Below are 16,476 nucleotides of genomic sequence, written 5' to 3' on the forward strand. Positions count from 1 at the left end.
CTCTCTGGCGGGCATGGTTCCTCCACTTTTGCGGCGATCGCTCCAGGTCGCCGCAGTAGCGGTCGCTTCGCTGGTGATCGCGGCAGCTCCCCTCCCGGGGCAGGCTGCACGGCCGTCGTCCGGCAATCCCGAAATCACCGAGCTGACGCTCACGGGCGTGCACGCGGTCGATCCGGACGAGCTGCGCCTCAATATCGCGACGGATGAGTCGCACTGCGTATCAGTGCTGCTGAGGCCGGTCTGCGTCTTCAGCAAATCGCCGACGTTCTACAAGCGCCTGACGCTGAATCGCGCCGAGCTCGCGCGGGACATGCTGCGGGTGATGGTGTTCTATTTCAAGCGCGGATATCGCAATGCGCAGGTGGACACGACCGTCGTTCCGACCGGTCGGAATGCGGTGCACGTCACGATCGCGGTAAACGAGGGAAAACCGACGCTGGTGTCGGGGATCAGCATAGTGCAGGACACCGAAGTGCTGTCGAAAAGGCAGCTGCGCCGCGTTCTTCTCCTTCGCAAGGGACGGCCGTACAGCCTGATCAAGCTGGACTCGACGATTGCCGCGCTGGATTCGCGCCTGTGGAATCGAGGTTACTCCGATGCAGTAATCGATACCACTGTCGTGCTCGACACCGTCGCCGGGACTGCCGATATCACGATCAAGGCGAATCCGCGATGGCGCGCACGCGTGGCGACCATAACGGTCAAAGGAAACAAGGGCGTCAACGATCGCACCATCAAGAAGTCGCTGTCGTTCAAGCCAGGCGGACTGTACAAGCAGTCGGACGTGCTGGCGAGCCAGCGCGCTCTGTACGAGTCGAATCTCTTCCGCCGCGCCGCGATCGAGGTGCCAACGACAGATGATTCGCTGAAGCACGTGCTCATCGACGTGCAGGAAGCACCGCCGCACGACGCACGTTACAGCGCAGGATTCAACACCGTCGATTTCGTACAGGTCGCAGGACACTATGCCGATTACAACTGGCTGAGTGGCGCCAAGCGGCTGACCATCGATGCGGCTGTAGGGAATCTGTTCGCTCACACATTGAACGGAAACGGCGTGTTCTACGACGTCGGCAAGACCGTGGTCGGAGGTTCGGAGTCACAGTATCTTGCTGCCACATACACTGCCAGCGCCGACGTCAGATATCCGTGGTTCGGATCGCCGAACAACGAGGGTGCATTCGGTGTCTTCGCTCACCGGCGAAGCGCCCCGGGCATATACGTCGACAAGGGGTATGGTCTGAGTGCGACGTTCACGCGAACGCTCACACCGCGCGGGCCGCTCAGTCTCAACTACCGGTTCGAGGAGACGGCCGTGCAGGCCGGCGACGTGTACTTCTGCGTCAACTATGGCGTCTGCGACGCGGCGACGCTCGTTGCGCTGGAGAGGAAGCAACGGCTATCTCCGCTCGCGTTGAGCTTCTCGCTGGACAGGACCGACAATCCGTTCGAGCCGCGGCGTGGCTACCGGACGCAGTTCGATCTGGAGCATGCGTCGTCGTATACGGCTTCCGATTTCAGATACAATCGTGGCGCAGGTGATTTCGCGCTGTTTGTTCCCATCACACGCCATTCGGTGCTGGCCGGCCACCTGAGGGTGGGCATGATCGGCGCGCTGGCGAGCACCACGAACGCCGTGGGAGTCGCGAGTGGAGCGCTGGGTGCGACGGCTATCCTGCATCCGCGCAAGAGATTTTACGCCGGCGGCTCGCAATCCGTACGCGGCTACCCCGAAGGCCAGCTCGGGCCGCGCGTCCTTACGGTGCCGGCCGCAAAGCTGCTGGCAGATGACTCCGCTAACGCGCAGTGCAGACCGGCGACGATCACGAAATGCAACCCAAACGCATCGCTGTTTCGCGATCGTGATTTCGTGCCGCGGCCGCTTGGCGGCAACCGCCTCATCGAGGGGAGCCTGGAGTTCCGCTTCCCGCTGTTCGCGTCGCTCATCGGCGCGACCTTCGTCGATGCGGCCTACCTGGCGCAGAATACGAGTCCGGGATTGCCGAAGAGCAAGGCCGCGATCACTCCGGGTATCGGCGTCCGCTACCTGTCGCCGGTCGGGCCAGTTCGTGTCGACGTCGGCCTCAATCCCGAAACGAGCGAAAAACTGCCCGTCGTCACCGAAGATCTGGCGAGTGGCGGAAGAGGGCTCGTCACGCTCGACCAATCGCGCGTGTACTCACCGACGCATGGGAGCGGCGGTCTCAACTCGCTGCTCGCGCGCCTGACGCTGCACCTGTCGATCGGAGAGGCGTTCTAGATGCGGAAGCGCACCGTCGCTGCTGCCACGGTGGGTGCTCTCGTCGTGCTGGCGATGCTGATCGCCGGTACGGTGCTTTTCGTCACGCAAACGGATTGGGGCAGAAAGAAGGTTGGTGGTTACGTGATCGGCCTGATAAAGCAAGCGGCGCACGGGTACGTAACAGTCGACCGGGTCGATGGCAACTTGCTGAATGGCGCGACGATCGTTGGTCTCACGATTACGGACAGCGCACACGCGCCATTCGTCAAGGCGGATACCGTAGTCGCCACTTACGGAATCGGCGACCTCATCAACAAGCGCATATACCTGGACAATGTCCGCATCGTGCATCCCGTCATCGTCCTGGACCGGATGCCGGGTGGCAAGTGGAACTACGACAGGATCTTTCCGCGCGACACGACGCAGCCGCCCGGCCCACCGGGCTATCTGTCATGGATCACACTGCGCAACGTGACGATGGTGGATGGCGAAGTCACGTCGCACAGCCCATGGACGCCAAGCGATACGCTCAAGGGAACCAAACGAGACAGCGTCATACGGTTCACGCTCAGCCCGCTCGCGCGACTCAACGTGCAGCGCGTCGCCGGCGGATTTCAGAAGACATCGCAGTTCAGGAACATCTACGGAACATTTCCGTTGATGCGGCTGGAGGACCCGAACGACCGTCGCCAGATCATCGATGTGTCGTCACTGCGCATGACCGCGGAGCCGCTGCGGCCGCCTTCAGTGCGGGTGACCGACGTGAAGGGACGTTTCATTCTTCTTGCGGATTCGTTGTACTTCCACGGCATCGACGCAACGCTCGCGAGCTCCAGGCTCTCGAACGGAACGGGACGCTACAATTTCGACAGCAACGATCTGAGGCTCCGGTTGCACGCGGACACCGTGGCAACCAACGACCTGTTGTGGATCGACCCCAGCATACCCAAGGACGGATCGGGCAAGCTGGACTTTGCGCTCGACTGGGTAGGACCAACGAGCGACTACCTCGCGACGAACGCTTCACTCGCGGTTGCCGGTGCCACGATGTCAGGAAGTCTCGGCACGCTGGTTACCGACACGGTCGCGTTTCACGATACCAAGCTGCGCTTCAGCCATGTCGATACGCGCACCATCCAGCAACTGTTTCCGACGATCATATCACCGCGTCAGGGCTACCTCACAGGCCGCATGGCTGCGCGCGGCGGTTTCGGCGCCATGCGCATCGACGGCGACGTTGCGTTCCAGGATCCGCTCACCGGCACGAGCCGCGTCATCGCGCTCGGCACCGTAGGCGCGAGCAAGGGCATCCTGCGAGCGACCGACCTGCACCTGACGTTCTCGCCACTCAAAGTTTCGCTCGCACGTGCAGTCGATCCAACTCTACCGATCGGAGGCACGATCAATGGCAAGCTGATGCTCAACGGCTCCAGCGCAACTGGTCTCACAGCAACCGGCGACCTGGTCCACGAAGATGTAACGGGAAAATCGCACGTTACCGGCAGTGGCACGTACGCGCGCGGCAACCGGACGCCCCTCATCAATGCGAATCTGCAGCTTTTGCCGCTCTCGCTCGCGACCGTCGGCCAGTTCGTGACCGCGGCCGGGCTGCGCGGCACGGTCACCGGTCCGATTTCCGCGACTGGACCAATGCAGAACCTTGCTGTCGCAGCGGATCTGACGACGCCCGATGGCGGAACCATCGTTGCCCACGGCACCGTCGATCTCGCGTCTCGCCCGCAGAGCTATGATCTCAACCTCACAGCGCACCTCTTCGACGCCAGCCAGATAAGCAGCAAGGCACCCTCGTCCCTGCTCACGGCCGACGTTGCGGCCCGTGGGGCGGGCTTCGATCCGGCAACCTTGAATGCGACGGCGACGGCGAACGTGCAGACGTCCACCTACGACAGCGTCACGGTTGATTCCGCAACTGTACGACTTGCAGCTGCGAACGGCCTTCTGACCGTCGACACACTCTCCGTCCACGTCCCGCACGGCTACGCGAACGCGTCAGGTCAGTTCGGCCTGGTCGTTGGCTCCGCCGGAAAGCTAAGCTACGCTGTATCGATCGACTCGCTCGGCGCGCTGTCACGGATACTGCCGCCAACTGATACGGGTGCGGTGACACCGCGACCTGCAATTCTCGCACAGCGAATCGCACGCGCCGATTCAGCGCGGGCACAAGCTGCCAGAGCGACGGTTGCCGAGCGAGCTGTCACCGGAGCGCCGGTCCCGGCGTTTCCCGTCGATACACCAAGAGCCATTCCGCGCAACGCTCTGCGGGGATCGATCGTTGCGAAGGGCACGGCCACTGGCAACATCCATACATTCGACATGGCAGGCTCGGGGACCGCAACCGACATTGTCGCATTCGGAAGCGCCGCCCATGCGATTCGCGCAAACTACACCTGGACCGGCGCGCTCACGCCGCAGTCGCGCGTCAGTGCGCAGGCCAGTGCGGTCAACGTCCTGGCGCTAGGGTTCGCACTTGACACCGTAACGCTCACCAGTTCCTACGCCAAGCCCAGTGGAAACATTACGCTGGCGATTCATCAGGATTCGAACCGGGTCTACAACGCCAGCGCGCAATTCACGCTCGACAAAGACCGGGATGACCTGCTGCTCGACCAGCTGCGTCTCAAATTCGACACAACCGTATATGCCAGTACGGGGCCGGCGAGGATCCATTTCGATCCGATGGAAACGTCGATCGAACACTTCGAGATCAATAGCGCTACTGGTGGACGTGTGTACGTCAATGGCAAGATCCCGGTAAATGGCAACACGGATCTGGAACTGCACGTCACGCAATTCGAGATCGGCAACATTGCAGCCCTGCTGCAGAGCGACGTGAACGCGCGCGGCCTCGTATCAGTCGACGCGCACCTGCGCGGAACTCGTGCCGCGCCGGTCATCGACGGCGCATTCGGTCTCGAGCGACTCGTATACCAGGGCCGCGCGACACCGGAAGTACACGGCCGCGTCAAGTACGCCGACGAAACGTTGCAGACAAACATTACCGCGGGCCGCGAAGGGGGACCGCCGATGCTGGTTGCGCGCGGCACCGTGCCGATCAATCTCGCATTCGCCGGTGTGACCGGTTCACGAGTACCGCACGATCGCGCGATCGATGCAACCATAGACGCCGATTCGCTGCCACTAGATTCGATCCCGCCGCTGAGCGACGTCGTGACGAACCTTAAAGGGCGCGCGCTCGCGAAATTCACGGTCACGGGTACCATCGACCGACCCGACGTGAATGGCCGGGTGACACTGTGGAATGGCAGTGCACGCATCGCACCGCTCGGCGTGACGGCAAGCTACGTGGCCGGCAACATCCGGCTCGTACACGATACGGTGATCGTCGATTCGCTCGTCGCGCACAGCAACGGTGTGATCAGACTTACTGGCGGAATCGGCATCAAGACGCTGACTCAGCCATCCTTCGCGCTCAAGCTCACGGCCAACAACGCGCGCATCATCGACAATGACAACGGAAACCTGTACGCCAATGCCAACGTGAGCTTGAACGGACCGTTCAACAACGTTGACGTCACTGGATTCGCGCACGTGCTCCGCGGCGTGATCTACATACCGGAATCGACGGGGAAGACGCTCGTTGGCGCAGGTGATCCTGCACTGTACGCCGTGGCGGATACGACCAACATAGGCGTCCGCGAGCTGTTTCCGAGCCAGTCGCCACTGCTGGCGAACCTGCGAATGAACGTCGCATTGATGGTCGACCACGACGTGTTCGTGCGCTCCAACGACGCGAACGTGGAAGTGTACACGGACAACCCGCTCCGGATCGGTGTCAATCGCGCGAAGCAGACCTTCCTGGTGGACGGCGTGTTGTTGAGCGATCGTGGCGAGTACCGTTTCCAGAGCCGTCGGTTCCAGATTCGTCAGGGCTCCGCGACGTTCATCAACTCGCCGAAGCTCAACCCGACACTACAGGTGACCGGAGAGTATGACGTCCAGCTTCCGACCCGGGAGGCAATAGCGATCCGGATCATCATCTCCGGGACGCTGGACGCTCCGAAGATATCGCTCGAGAGCGATGCGCAACCGCCGATCTCGCAGACCGACCTGCTCAGCTATCTGGCGTTCGGGCGTACTTCTTCGTCGCTGCTTCAACAGGAGGGTGGCGGCCTGACGACAGGCGGGAGCGGCGGCAGCAACATCGTCGGCGCGGGCGCTGCATTTGCCGCGAAACAGGTAGCGGCCGCGGCGCTTGGTGCACTCACCGATCAGGCGGCCGGCACCGCTGCGCGATCACTTGGCGCTGACTTCTTCAACATCACACCCGCCGCCGTTTCGCTCGACGCGGGCAGTTTTCTTCGCGCGACGCAGGTGGAATTCGCCAAGTACATCCGGACGAACACCTTCCTGCAGCTTCAGGTGCGGCCCGATCCAGCGTCGCTACAGAGGCCAGGCTTCCAGATCACGCATCGCTTCAACACGCGGGCCGGATATCAGATCGATGCCAGCTTCGAGCCGCGCTATCTGCTCAGCCAACCATCGCTGTCTCCCGATCAGACGCCCCAGACGACCAGCGCGTTCGGATTGTTCTTCGTGCGGCAGTGGCGCTACTGAGTCCGGGGGTCCACGCGAGCCGACTCGGGCACTCGTAACGTCGCGCCGAGCGCGGCAGGGCCGCTGAGCGAGCTTGGCGCGTTGAGATGTGCACCGTCGTCGATTCCCACACCCATACGGTTGAGCAACTCGCCGCCCAGCCAGCCCGCCAGTCCGAGGAATGCAACGCCGCTGAACGAGAAAAGAAGCGCAAGTGGCTCCGGTGCAGTCGGTCCATGGAGCCGCAACAGCCAACTCACCAGAAAGAACGTAACCAGCGTCGCACTGCTCAGGCCGTGAAATCCGCCAATGCGCTTGGCCCTCGTTCCTGACGGTATCGCCAGGTAGTCGATCAGGCCGAATATCGCTGCGATTATCCCGCCGACAACGCCCGCGCCGATCATGTAGAACGCGACCAGCGCCCACGTCTGGCCGCCGTGAACTACATAAACGGCGTCGAACAGCGCAGCCGTGGCAAGCAGGCCCATCGGAAAGGATACAACGATCTGGTGCGCCGGATGCCCAAGTAGCTTCGTCTTGCTTTCCACTCACACTCCCGTGTGCAAACGCGTCACTGAACCACCACGACGCCACTCATGCTCAAACCATGAATGGTGCAATGATAGTTGTAAGTTCCAGCTGTGGGGAACGCCACGACGCGCGTGCCGGACGCGAAGTCGGAAACGTTCGCCGGTGCGCCCGCCGTCGTGAATGTCACGTTGTGAGTGGTGCCGGATGTGTTGTTGAACGTGATGCTGCTTCCGGCGGCGATGGTGACCTGCGATGGGTCGAACGCGTTGCTCGATACGAGGCAGACAGTGCCATTACCCGGCGTGCAAGTCGCGGACGGGTTTCCGGGATTGCTCGGAGGGGTCGGCGACGTGCCGTATCCGCCAGAGCCACCGCAGGCCGTTGCCGCCATGATGGCTGTCGCTAGCACAACAGATGAGATGATGTTCATGCACGGAACGTCGCCGCGCACGACCGGCGCATACACCCCGCTTGCGGCGAAGTGCAGCGTTCAAGCGGTGGAGGCCGACGTTACACGGTCAGTGACCGCAGGAACTCGGCGACCGCAGTCCGATAACTTCTCCCTGACGGAAGCCTCGTTCCATCCTGGAGAATGATCCGGTAATCACCCTGCTCGTTCGGGAACACTTCCTTGATGCGTGTCGTGTTCACGATGGCTGATCGGTGAATGCGCATGAACAGCGAAGGAAGCCGGTCCTGGAACGATGTGAGTGTGCCGCGAACGAGGTGGGAAGCCTTGCCCATGTGGATTCTCACGTAGTCGTCCACCGCCTCGATCCAGTCTATGGAGTCGGTTGGGAGAAGAACGTGCTTTCCATCGAGACGGATCGCAAGCCGCTCGGCGTCGCGCGGCGTCTTCATTTCCTCGACGAACTTCCTGAGGTTCTGGATGTGCGACGAGAAATCGGACGATGCGAGACGCGTCTTCGCGCGGGCGACGGCCTGCATGAGACGATCGCGCGCAACCGGCTTGAGCACATAATCCACAGCATGCACGTCGAACGCCTTGAGTGCATACGAGTCATGCGCAGTGACAAAGATGATCATCGGGATGTGCGCCGGATCGAGTTGCGCGACCACGCTGAATCCGTCGATCTCCGGCATCTGGACATCCAGAAGGACGACATCCGGTGCCAGCCGCGAAATCATCTGGACGGCTTCCCGCCCGTTGGACGCATCGCCCACTATGACGACATCGCTGTCGGCTTCCAGAATGGTGCGCAGATGGCGGCGCGCAAGCGGCTCATCGTCCACGATCAATATCTGAACAGGGGCCCGATTCATTGGATCCTCACTCTGTGGGTGCATTCATCGAATCGCCGCGATTCATGTGCTCGACGTGATATGGGATCTGCATCGACACCCGGAATCCGCCCTGCTCCGGACTCTCAACCGTGAATGCGTGGGCGTCGCCGTATAGATACATCAACCGCGCCCGAGCGTTTCCGATACCGATGCGCTCGACGATCAGGTCAGCGGACTGGCCCTTGAGACCAGGTCCGTCGTCGCGCACCTCGAGCGCCAGGAAATCTGCGTCACGCCAGGCTCGAATCTCGATCTTGGTGCGCGCCGAGCACTGGGCGAGTCCGTAGTGGATCGAGTTCTCCACCAGTGGCTGCAGGATCAGAGTCGGAACGAGCGAGTCCCCGATCGAGTCGTCGATATCGGTCACGATCGTGAGCCGATCCTCGAACCGGATGCGCTGAATCGCCGTATAATGGTCGAGTATACGCAATTCGTCTCGCAACGGCACCTCTTCCGCGCCGCCGGCGTCCAACGAAACGCGCATCAGCTCACCCAGGCCCGAGATCATGCGCTGCGCGGCGGGCGGATCGGCGTCCACGAGCGCCGTAATCGCATTGAGTGCGTTGAATAGAAAATGCGGACGAAGCTGCTGCCTCAAGCTGTCGAGCCGGGATGAAGCGAGCCGCATCTGCAGAACTGCCTGTTCCTGCGCCTGGGCCGCATATCGACGCGCGAGTCCCTCGTGCCACCACGTCGCATACGTCGCGATCCCGCCCGCGGCCGCAAGCAAGGTGAGCTTCGCACCCTCATCCAGCAAGGCTACCGACGCCGTCCCGCTGGCAGAGACGGGATCACCAATCGCAACTCCATAGATCACGAGGAAGAGGAAATCCAGCGATGCATATGCAACGAGAATGAACACGGCAACAATCGCCGCACGCCGCGCAGAAGACAGAATTGGTCGCGCCGCAAGTATTGCGAAGTATGCAAGGACCATCGGAGACTTTAGACCAAGCGTCGGCGTCGCGATTATGCCGTAGGCGCCCATCGTCGCTGTCACCGCGACGACGTCCACAATGGGATTCAGCACCGGGAGCCAGGATGGCAACACCGGACGCCGATAAAGGAACCAGGCCTGCCCCACCGTCCACACCAACATGGGCGCCAGAATCGCGGCGTTCACCAGATTGAGACTGCGTGGCAACACCGGAGCATAGGCAGCGGCGGCGATCGCCAGCACGAGCAGCACCACGCCACGTACCGTATTCAACTTCCGCTCGGCGCGATCGCGCTCCACGTCGAGTACGCTCACCTGCCTGTCGACGGCCATGTGCATCGCCCTAACATATGTCGCCGCACCGACGGCGCCAGCCGGAAAAAGACCGCTCAACGCTCGTCCGACGGAGGCTTCTCCTCACCGTGATTGTTACGCAGCTCACCGCGAGAGTGATCCCGTGCATCGTCTGGTTCTTACGTTTCGGCATGCGAAGCCAACTCACATCGCGAGTCGTGCTGCTGGTAGCACTCAGCTGCCTGGGTGCCACGCAGGCCTTCTCTCAATGCCGCCCACCGCGCGGAAGCAACGAGGCCCGCCTGCTCGCCTTTTACTCTGTTCCATTAGTCTTCAGCGCCGATCCGGCATCACTCTCGCTACAACCTGGCGCCGCGAGGCTCTCCGGCGAAGCTGCCTACGTCCCGACGGCGTCGGCGGCATTGCAACACACCGATTACTGCTACACGGGAAAGGCTGAAAACACCGGCCTCACAAGTTTCTTCGGACGTCCGCGCCTCGCTGTCGGTCTGCCGGGTGGCTTCGGGTTGGAGGTGAGCTACCTGCCGCCGATCACGATCGCGGAGGCCACACCGAACCTCGGCAGCGCGGCCATCTGGTTTACACACGGCGTCAACTCAGCCCTTCAATTGACGGGGCGCGTGCATGGCACGGTCGGCACCGTCAAGGGACCGATCACCTGTCCACGCAGTGCGTTGCAGCAGACCGATCCCGCGACGCCATGTTACGGAACGAGCCCCTCAACCGATGAATTCCAGCCGAACATGGCCGGCGCGGAGCTGATTGCGTCCACGAATCCCGCAACTGCGGCGAGCTTCAGGTTCTCCGCAGGCCTGGGCGTCGACGAGCTGTACCCACGGTTCAAGGTGGGTTTCACCGACCTGTTGGGCGGCACCGATCACACACGAATCGCTGTCGATCTCACACGTGTCACGGCGCTGGCCGGCGCAACCGTCCTGCTCGGCCACCGCTGCGACGCGTCAGCGCAGGTCTTCACGTCGTTCTCCGACGCGACCACGTTGCGCGCCACCATCGGCTGTCTGCTCAACCGATAGAGTCAGCTCGCTCCTTTCCCCGCGTACTCGTCCCACAGGGCAGCCATGGCTTTCGTACCAACCCGGAAGTTCTCGACGCTCATCCACTCGTCGGGCGCGTGGGCGTTCTCGCCCGGCAGACCAAACCCAACGAGCAACACCGGCGCGTCGAGAATTCGCTGAAAATCGCCGACGACCGGAATCGATCCGCCTTCTCCAACGATCACCGGATCGCGTCCGAAGGCAGCATGCAGCGCACGACGTGCCGCGTCGAAGATCGGACCACTGAGATCGGCGCGCCACGGACGTCCTCCGTGCACGTAACTCACCTTCACGGTGACGCCGTCGGGTGTGAATTTCTTCACGTGCGCCTCGAACAGGCGAGCGATCTTCGCCGGATCCTGATTCGGCACCAGCCTGCAGCTCACCTTGGCCATCGCCTTGGCTGGAAGTACCGTCTTGGCTCCGTCTCCCGTGTAGCCGGATAGCATTCCGTTCACTTCACACGTCGGACGTGTCCACAGCTTCTCGAGCGTCGTGAATCCCTTCTCACCACCGAGGCTCGTCACTCCGATCTCACGCTCGAATTGAGCGTCGGTGTGCGGCAGCTCCCGCATTCCGGCGATAACCTTGTCCGAGAACGGACTCACGTCGTCGTAGAAGCCCTCGATCGCGACGTGTCCATTCTCATCGTGCATCGACGCAATGATCCGCGCGAGTGCGGTGGCCGGATTGACTACTGCGCCGCCGTATATTCCAGAATGAAGGTCGCTTGCCGGACCCTGTACGTCGATCTGGAAGTACGACAGGCCGCGCAGCGAAGACAGTATCGAAGGTATCCCTTCAGCGAACATCGACGAGTCGGATATCACGACAGCATCGGCCGCGAGAAGCTTACGCTCGCGCTGGACGAACGCCTCCAGATTCTCGCTTCCGACTTCCTCCTCACCCTCCGCGATGACGACAACGTTGCAGGGGAGAATGCTGCGCGTTCGCAGATGTGCCTCGAGCGCCTTGATGTGCAGGAAGAGTTGTCCCTTGTCGTCCACGGATCCGCGGGCGTAGATCCGACCCTCCCTCACCTGCGGCTCGAACGGCGGGGACGTCCAGAGCTCGAGCGGCTCGGCGGGCTGGACGTCATAGTGACCGTATACGAGCACCGTCGGCGCGCGAGACCCTGCACCGCGCCATTCACCGACCACGACCGGATGTCCCGGTGTCTCGTGGATCGAGGCAGCCAGACCGGCCTGCTCGAGCGATCGCTTCACCCATTCGGCCGCTGCGCGGGTGTCGGCATTGTGTGCAGGCTGCGCGCTCACGCTGGGGATGCGCAGGAAATCGAAAAGCTCTTCCTCGATCCGCGACTGGTGTTGCGTGAGGAATGATTCTAGGTCGTTCGCGATCTTCGGCATGAGTTCAATTTAACGGCGCATTTCGGGCCTGCAGCGGGGCTCCGGGCTATCTTACGGCATGCCGAACCGCCTGGCTGGCGAGACATCGCCCTACCTGCTCCAGCACGCCGACAACCCCGTCGACTGGTATCCCTGGGGCGACGACGCACTCGACCGGGCGCGCAGGCTCGACCGGCCCATCCTGCTTTCGATCGGTTACGCTGCGTGCCACTGGTGCCACGTCATGGCGCACGAATCGTTCGAGGATCCTGCGACCGCCGAGCTCATGAACGACAACTTCGTGTGCATCAAGGTGGATCGCGAGGAGCGTCCTGACCTGGACGCGATCTACATGCAGGCGGTTCAATCCATGACCGGTCACGGCGGCTGGCCCATGACGGTCTTCCTGAATCCCGGCGGCGAGCCGTTCTACGGCGGCACCTACTTCCCGCCGACCGACAGACACGGCATGCCGTCGTTCAGGCGCGTACTGGAGGCTGTCGCCGAGACGTACAGGAGTCACCCCGACCGCGTGGCCGCCAGCGCCGAGTCGATGCGGCGCATTTATGAAGCCTCGGCGGTAAGCGACGGCTACGCGGGCAGCATCGATTCCGCATTCCTGGAGCAGGCGTTTCAGGCGATCGCATCCGGCTACGATCGGCGTTTTGGCGGGTTCGGCGGTGCGCCGAAGTTTCCACCGACGATGGTGCTCGATTTTCTGCTGCGTCACTGGGCCCGCACGGGCGAGAATACCGCGCTGGACATGGCGGCTGCGACGTTCGTGAAGATGGCGCGCGGCGGCATTTACGATCAGATCGGCGGCGGATTCGCGCGTTACTCGGTAGATGAGCAGTGGCTCGTTCCGCATTTCGAGAAGATGCTGTACGACAATGCCCTGCTCCTGAGACTCGGCGCGCACCTCTACGAGGCGACGAAAAATGACGAGATCCGCGCTGCAACTGAAAAAGCAGGAGATTGGCTCGCGCGCGAGATGACGTCACCGGAAGGCGGCTTTTACTCGTCGCTGGACGCGGATTCGGAGGGCGAGGAGGGAAAATTCTACATCTGGAGCTCGGAAGAGCTCGACTCGCTGCTGGGCGCTGATGCACCGCTGGTGATGGCGTACTACGGCGCGACGACGGGTGGCAATTTCGAGGGAAGCAACATCCTGAACATTCCCTCCGACCCATCCGAGATCGCACGCCGCTTCGACGTCGATGTTGCAACCCTGGCGACCACGATTGCGCGCGCGGATGAGATCCTCATGCAGCGACGCTCGCAGCGCGTCCGGCCCGGCCTCGACGACAAGATTCTGGCCGGCTGGAATGGGCTCGCGCTGCGCGGGATCGTCGAGGCGGCGCGAGCGTTCAACCGCGCCGATTTCCGTGATATGGCAGCGCGTAACGCGGAATTCCTGCTCACACGTATGGTCGTCGACGGCCGCGTGATGCGCAGCTACAAGGATGGCACGGCGCGCATCGCCGGCTTTCTCGAAGACCAGGCGGCCGTTGCACTGGGCTTTCTCGCCATGTTCGAGCAATCACTCGACGTGAAATGGCTGAACGCGTCACGCCAGTTGGCCCGAGTGATGCTTGCCGAATTCTGGGACGCGGATGCACAGGCATTCTACGATACTTCGAACGACGCGGAGAAGCTCGTATCGCGGCCGCACGATCCCACGGACAACGCTACACCATCCGGAACTTCGCTCGCTGTCGATCTCCTGCTCAGGCTTGCGAATTATGACGACGACCAGTCGTACGGCGACCGCGCGTCGCAGGTAATGAACTCGCTCGCGGGACTGGTCACGCGTTATCCCTCCGCGTTCGGTCACCTGCTCGGCGATGCCGAGTACGCCGAAACGTTCGCGTGCCACGGTGAGTATTGCGACATGCCCTCACCGCGCGCACTGGATATCGCACGGGCCACACCGACCATCAACAAGCAAGCCACAAAGTAATCATCCATGCCGACAGACGGATATTCGTTCACGCGTGGGATCTTCGCCGGTGAGATAAACGACGAGCTGCTGTTCCCATATCCGCCACAGCTCGACACGCTCGATTCATCGGAAGCTGCGACAGTCACCCGACTGGTTCAGGCGATGGAAGGTCGATTGGGCGGCCTCATCGACTCAGTGAAGTTCGATCAGGAGGAAACGATCCACGACGACGTGATCGCCGCACTCGCCGAGCATGGATTCCTCGGCATGACGATTCCGCGACGATTCGGTGGACTTGAGCTGTCGCCACGTGCGTACGCGAGAGTGTGCGAAGCGATCGGCGGTGTCGACGCCTCGATCGGCGTCTTCATCGGAGTGCACTGCGGTCTGGGCTGCAAGGCGATAGTGATGTACGGCACCGAATCGCAGAAGCAGCAGTGGCTGCCGCGCCTTGCGCGCGGTGAGATACTCGTATCCTACGCGCTCACCGAGCCACTGATAGGCTCCGACGCGCAGCACGTGAAGACGACGGCGACGTTGAGCGCCGACAAGTCCCACTGGACCCTCAACGGCCACAAGATCTGGATCGGCAACGCGCATCGCGCCGCTGTTCTCGTCACCTTCGCGCAGACGGAAGTCGAGCGCGACGGAAAGTTCGTGACAAGGCCAACGGCGTTCCTCATCGAGCCCACGATGCCTGGATTCCGCGTTGTCGAAACGGTCCGAAAGATGGGTATTCGGGGATCCACCCAGGCCGAGCTCGAGTACACGGATCTCCGCGTTCCCGCGGCAAACGTGCTTGGCGAGATCGGCCGAGGCTTCGCGGTCGCCGTGCACGTGCTGAACGGCGGCCGGCTCACGCTCGCCGCCGGATGCACAGGCGGGGCCAGGCACGTCTTCCGCGAGATGACCAGCTACGTCGAGCAGCGTATCCAGTTCGGCAAGCCGCTCGCCGACTTCGAGATCACGCAACGGAAGCTCGCGACGATCGCATCGGACATCTACGCATCCGATGCAATGCTCGGGGTCATCGCAAATCTTGCCACGGATAACGAAGCAGACTGGTCGCTGGAGGCCGCGATCGGCAAGGTGTTCGCGAGCGAACTGATCTGGCGCACCACTGATGAAATGGTCCAGCTCGCTGGCGGCCGCGGATTCGTGAAGCCATATCCGTACGAGCGCTTTCTTCGCGACAGCCGAATCAACAGGATATTCGAGGGCGCCAACGAGATCCTGCGACTATTCATCGCGCTGAACGGGATTCAGACACTCTCCGGCCAGCTCAAGGAAGTCAGCGTTGCGCTGCGCGAGCCGATCAAGCATCTCGGACTGCTCAGCGAGTTTGCGGCGGCAAGAGTCCGTAACGCGTTCGGCGCCAGCGCGACACTCGATTTCGAGCTGGACCCAAGGCTTGCTGCGCACAAGGAGTCATTCGAGAAACACGTCGCCGAGCTACGGTCCTCGGCCGAGAGCGCGGTGACGAAATATCGTGGTGAGATCGTGGATCGTCAGATGGTGGTCGAGCGGCTATCCAACATGGCGATCGAGCTGTTCGCCACCGCGTGTGTCCTGTCGTACACCCAGGCCCTGCTCGAGAGGCAGGACGACGCGCGCGCGATCCTCCTGTGCGACATATTCTGCGTGGGGTCGGGCCTGCGGTTCCGCGCTGCGCGCGTCGCCCTGGCTGGCGGCGCCGATGGAACGCTCGATGACGCGCGGCGCGCATTGGCGGCGGAAGTGCGAGCCGATAAGGGATATGCATTACCGGATTCGATTCTCGATGTACCCCGGACAGTCGGCACTGTGCAGTCGGTGAAATGAGCAACGGAGACCAGAGCGCGATGCGCATCCGCGGCCTTCGCGGAGCTACGCGCGTCGCGCGCGACGACTCGGAGTCCATCCGCACCGCGACACGGCAATTGCTCGCGGAGATGCTGTTGCGCAACTCACTGCGCCAGGATGCGATCGTCAGCGCGTTCTTCACGGTTACACCGGATCTCGTGAGCGAATTTCCCGCCAGGGCAGCTCGCGAGATGGGATGGGATGATGTGGCGATGCTCTGTTCGACCGAAATTCCCGTGCCGGGCTCGATGGACCGCGTGGTACGGGTACTGCTTCACGCCGAGCTTCCCGCGAACACTTCGGTGCGGCACGTGTACCTCAACGGAGCAGAGGAATTACGCCCCGATCTGTGACGGCGGCGCAGCTGGACGAGTCTTGACTGG

11 protein-coding genes are annotated in these 16,476 nt (G+C 62.3%); 6 read left to right on the forward strand and 5 right to left on the reverse strand.

Annotated features, from left to right (window positions below):
• Nucleotides 1-13: 13 nt before the first annotated feature.
• Both V4529_14805 and V4529_14810 read left to right on the forward strand, forming a co-directional pair.
• Nucleotides 14-2,260, forward strand: a complete 2,247-nt coding sequence (locus tag V4529_14805; protein ID MES2359602.1) for a BamA/TamA family outer membrane protein — start codon at nucleotides 14-16, stop codon at nucleotides 2,258-2,260.
• Nucleotides 2,261-6,838: a translocation/assembly module TamB domain-containing protein gene (locus V4529_14810; protein MES2359603.1), complete on the forward strand. Its 4,578-nt coding sequence runs from the start codon at nucleotides 2,261-2,263 to the stop codon at nucleotides 6,836-6,838. It abuts the gene before it with no gap.
• Here V4529_14810 and V4529_14815 read toward each other — a convergent pair.
• From V4529_14815 to V4529_14830, 4 genes are all read right to left on the reverse strand, one after another.
• Nucleotides 6,832-7,365 (reverse strand): DUF2231 domain-containing protein, encoded by a 534-nt coding sequence (locus tag V4529_14815; GenBank protein ID MES2359604.1) that lies wholly within the window; start codon nucleotides 7,363-7,365, stop codon nucleotides 6,832-6,834. The genes V4529_14810 and V4529_14815 overlap by 7 nt on opposite strands.
• 23 nt (nucleotides 7,366-7,388) lie before the next feature.
• Nucleotides 7,389-7,778, reverse strand: a complete 390-nt coding sequence (locus tag V4529_14820) for a plastocyanin/azurin family copper-binding protein (protein ID MES2359605.1) — start codon at nucleotides 7,776-7,778, stop codon at nucleotides 7,389-7,391.
• Nucleotides 7,779-7,858: 80 nt separating this feature from the next.
• Nucleotides 7,859-8,632 carry a LytTR family DNA-binding domain-containing protein gene (locus tag V4529_14825; GenBank protein MES2359606.1) on the reverse strand — a complete coding sequence of 258 codons (774 nt, stop codon included), beginning with the start codon at nucleotides 8,630-8,632 and terminating at the stop codon, nucleotides 7,859-7,861.
• A 7-nt stretch (nucleotides 8,633-8,639) separates the two neighbouring features.
• Complete coding sequence (locus tag V4529_14830) at nucleotides 8,640-9,923, reverse strand: histidine kinase (GenBank protein MES2359607.1); 1,284 nt, start codon at nucleotides 9,921-9,923, stop codon at nucleotides 8,640-8,642.
• Nucleotides 9,924-10,075: 152 nt separating this feature from the next.
• Between V4529_14830 and V4529_14835 the strand changes: the two genes are divergently transcribed.
• Nucleotides 10,076-10,939, forward strand: a complete 864-nt coding sequence (locus tag V4529_14835; GenBank protein ID MES2359608.1) for a hypothetical protein — start codon at nucleotides 10,076-10,078, stop codon at nucleotides 10,937-10,939.
• Nucleotides 10,940-10,941: 2 nt separating this feature from the next.
• Here V4529_14835 and V4529_14840 read toward each other — a convergent pair whose 3' ends face one another.
• Complete coding sequence (locus tag V4529_14840) at nucleotides 10,942-12,330, reverse strand: dipeptidase (GenBank protein MES2359609.1); 1,389 nt, start codon at nucleotides 12,328-12,330, stop codon at nucleotides 10,942-10,944.
• Between the two features lie 58 nt (nucleotides 12,331-12,388).
• On the opposite strand from V4529_14840, the gene V4529_14845 reads away from it, so the two are divergent.
• Genes V4529_14845 through aroH form a run of 3 tightly spaced genes read left to right on the forward strand, consistent with a single transcriptional unit; the run spans nucleotide 12,389 to nucleotide 16,446 of the window.
• Nucleotides 12,389-14,269, forward strand: a complete 1,881-nt coding sequence (locus V4529_14845; GenBank protein MES2359610.1) for a thioredoxin domain-containing protein — start codon at nucleotides 12,389-12,391, stop codon at nucleotides 14,267-14,269.
• 6 nt (nucleotides 14,270-14,275) lie between these two features.
• On the forward strand, nucleotides 14,276-16,072 hold the full coding sequence (locus V4529_14850) for an acyl-CoA dehydrogenase family protein (protein ID MES2359611.1): 1,797 nt from the start codon (nucleotides 14,276-14,278) through the stop codon (nucleotides 16,070-16,072).
• Nucleotides 16,069-16,446, forward strand: a complete 378-nt coding sequence (aroH, locus tag V4529_14855; GenBank protein MES2359612.1) for a chorismate mutase — start codon at nucleotides 16,069-16,071, stop codon at nucleotides 16,444-16,446. Before V4529_14850 ends, aroH begins: the two co-directional genes overlap by 4 nt.
• Nucleotides 16,447-16,476 lie beyond the last annotated feature (30 nt).

Source organism: Gemmatimonadota bacterium (assembly GCA_040388625.1).
In the GTDB taxonomy this organism is placed as follows: domain Bacteria; phylum Gemmatimonadota; class Gemmatimonadetes; order Gemmatimonadales; family Gemmatimonadaceae; genus Fen-1247.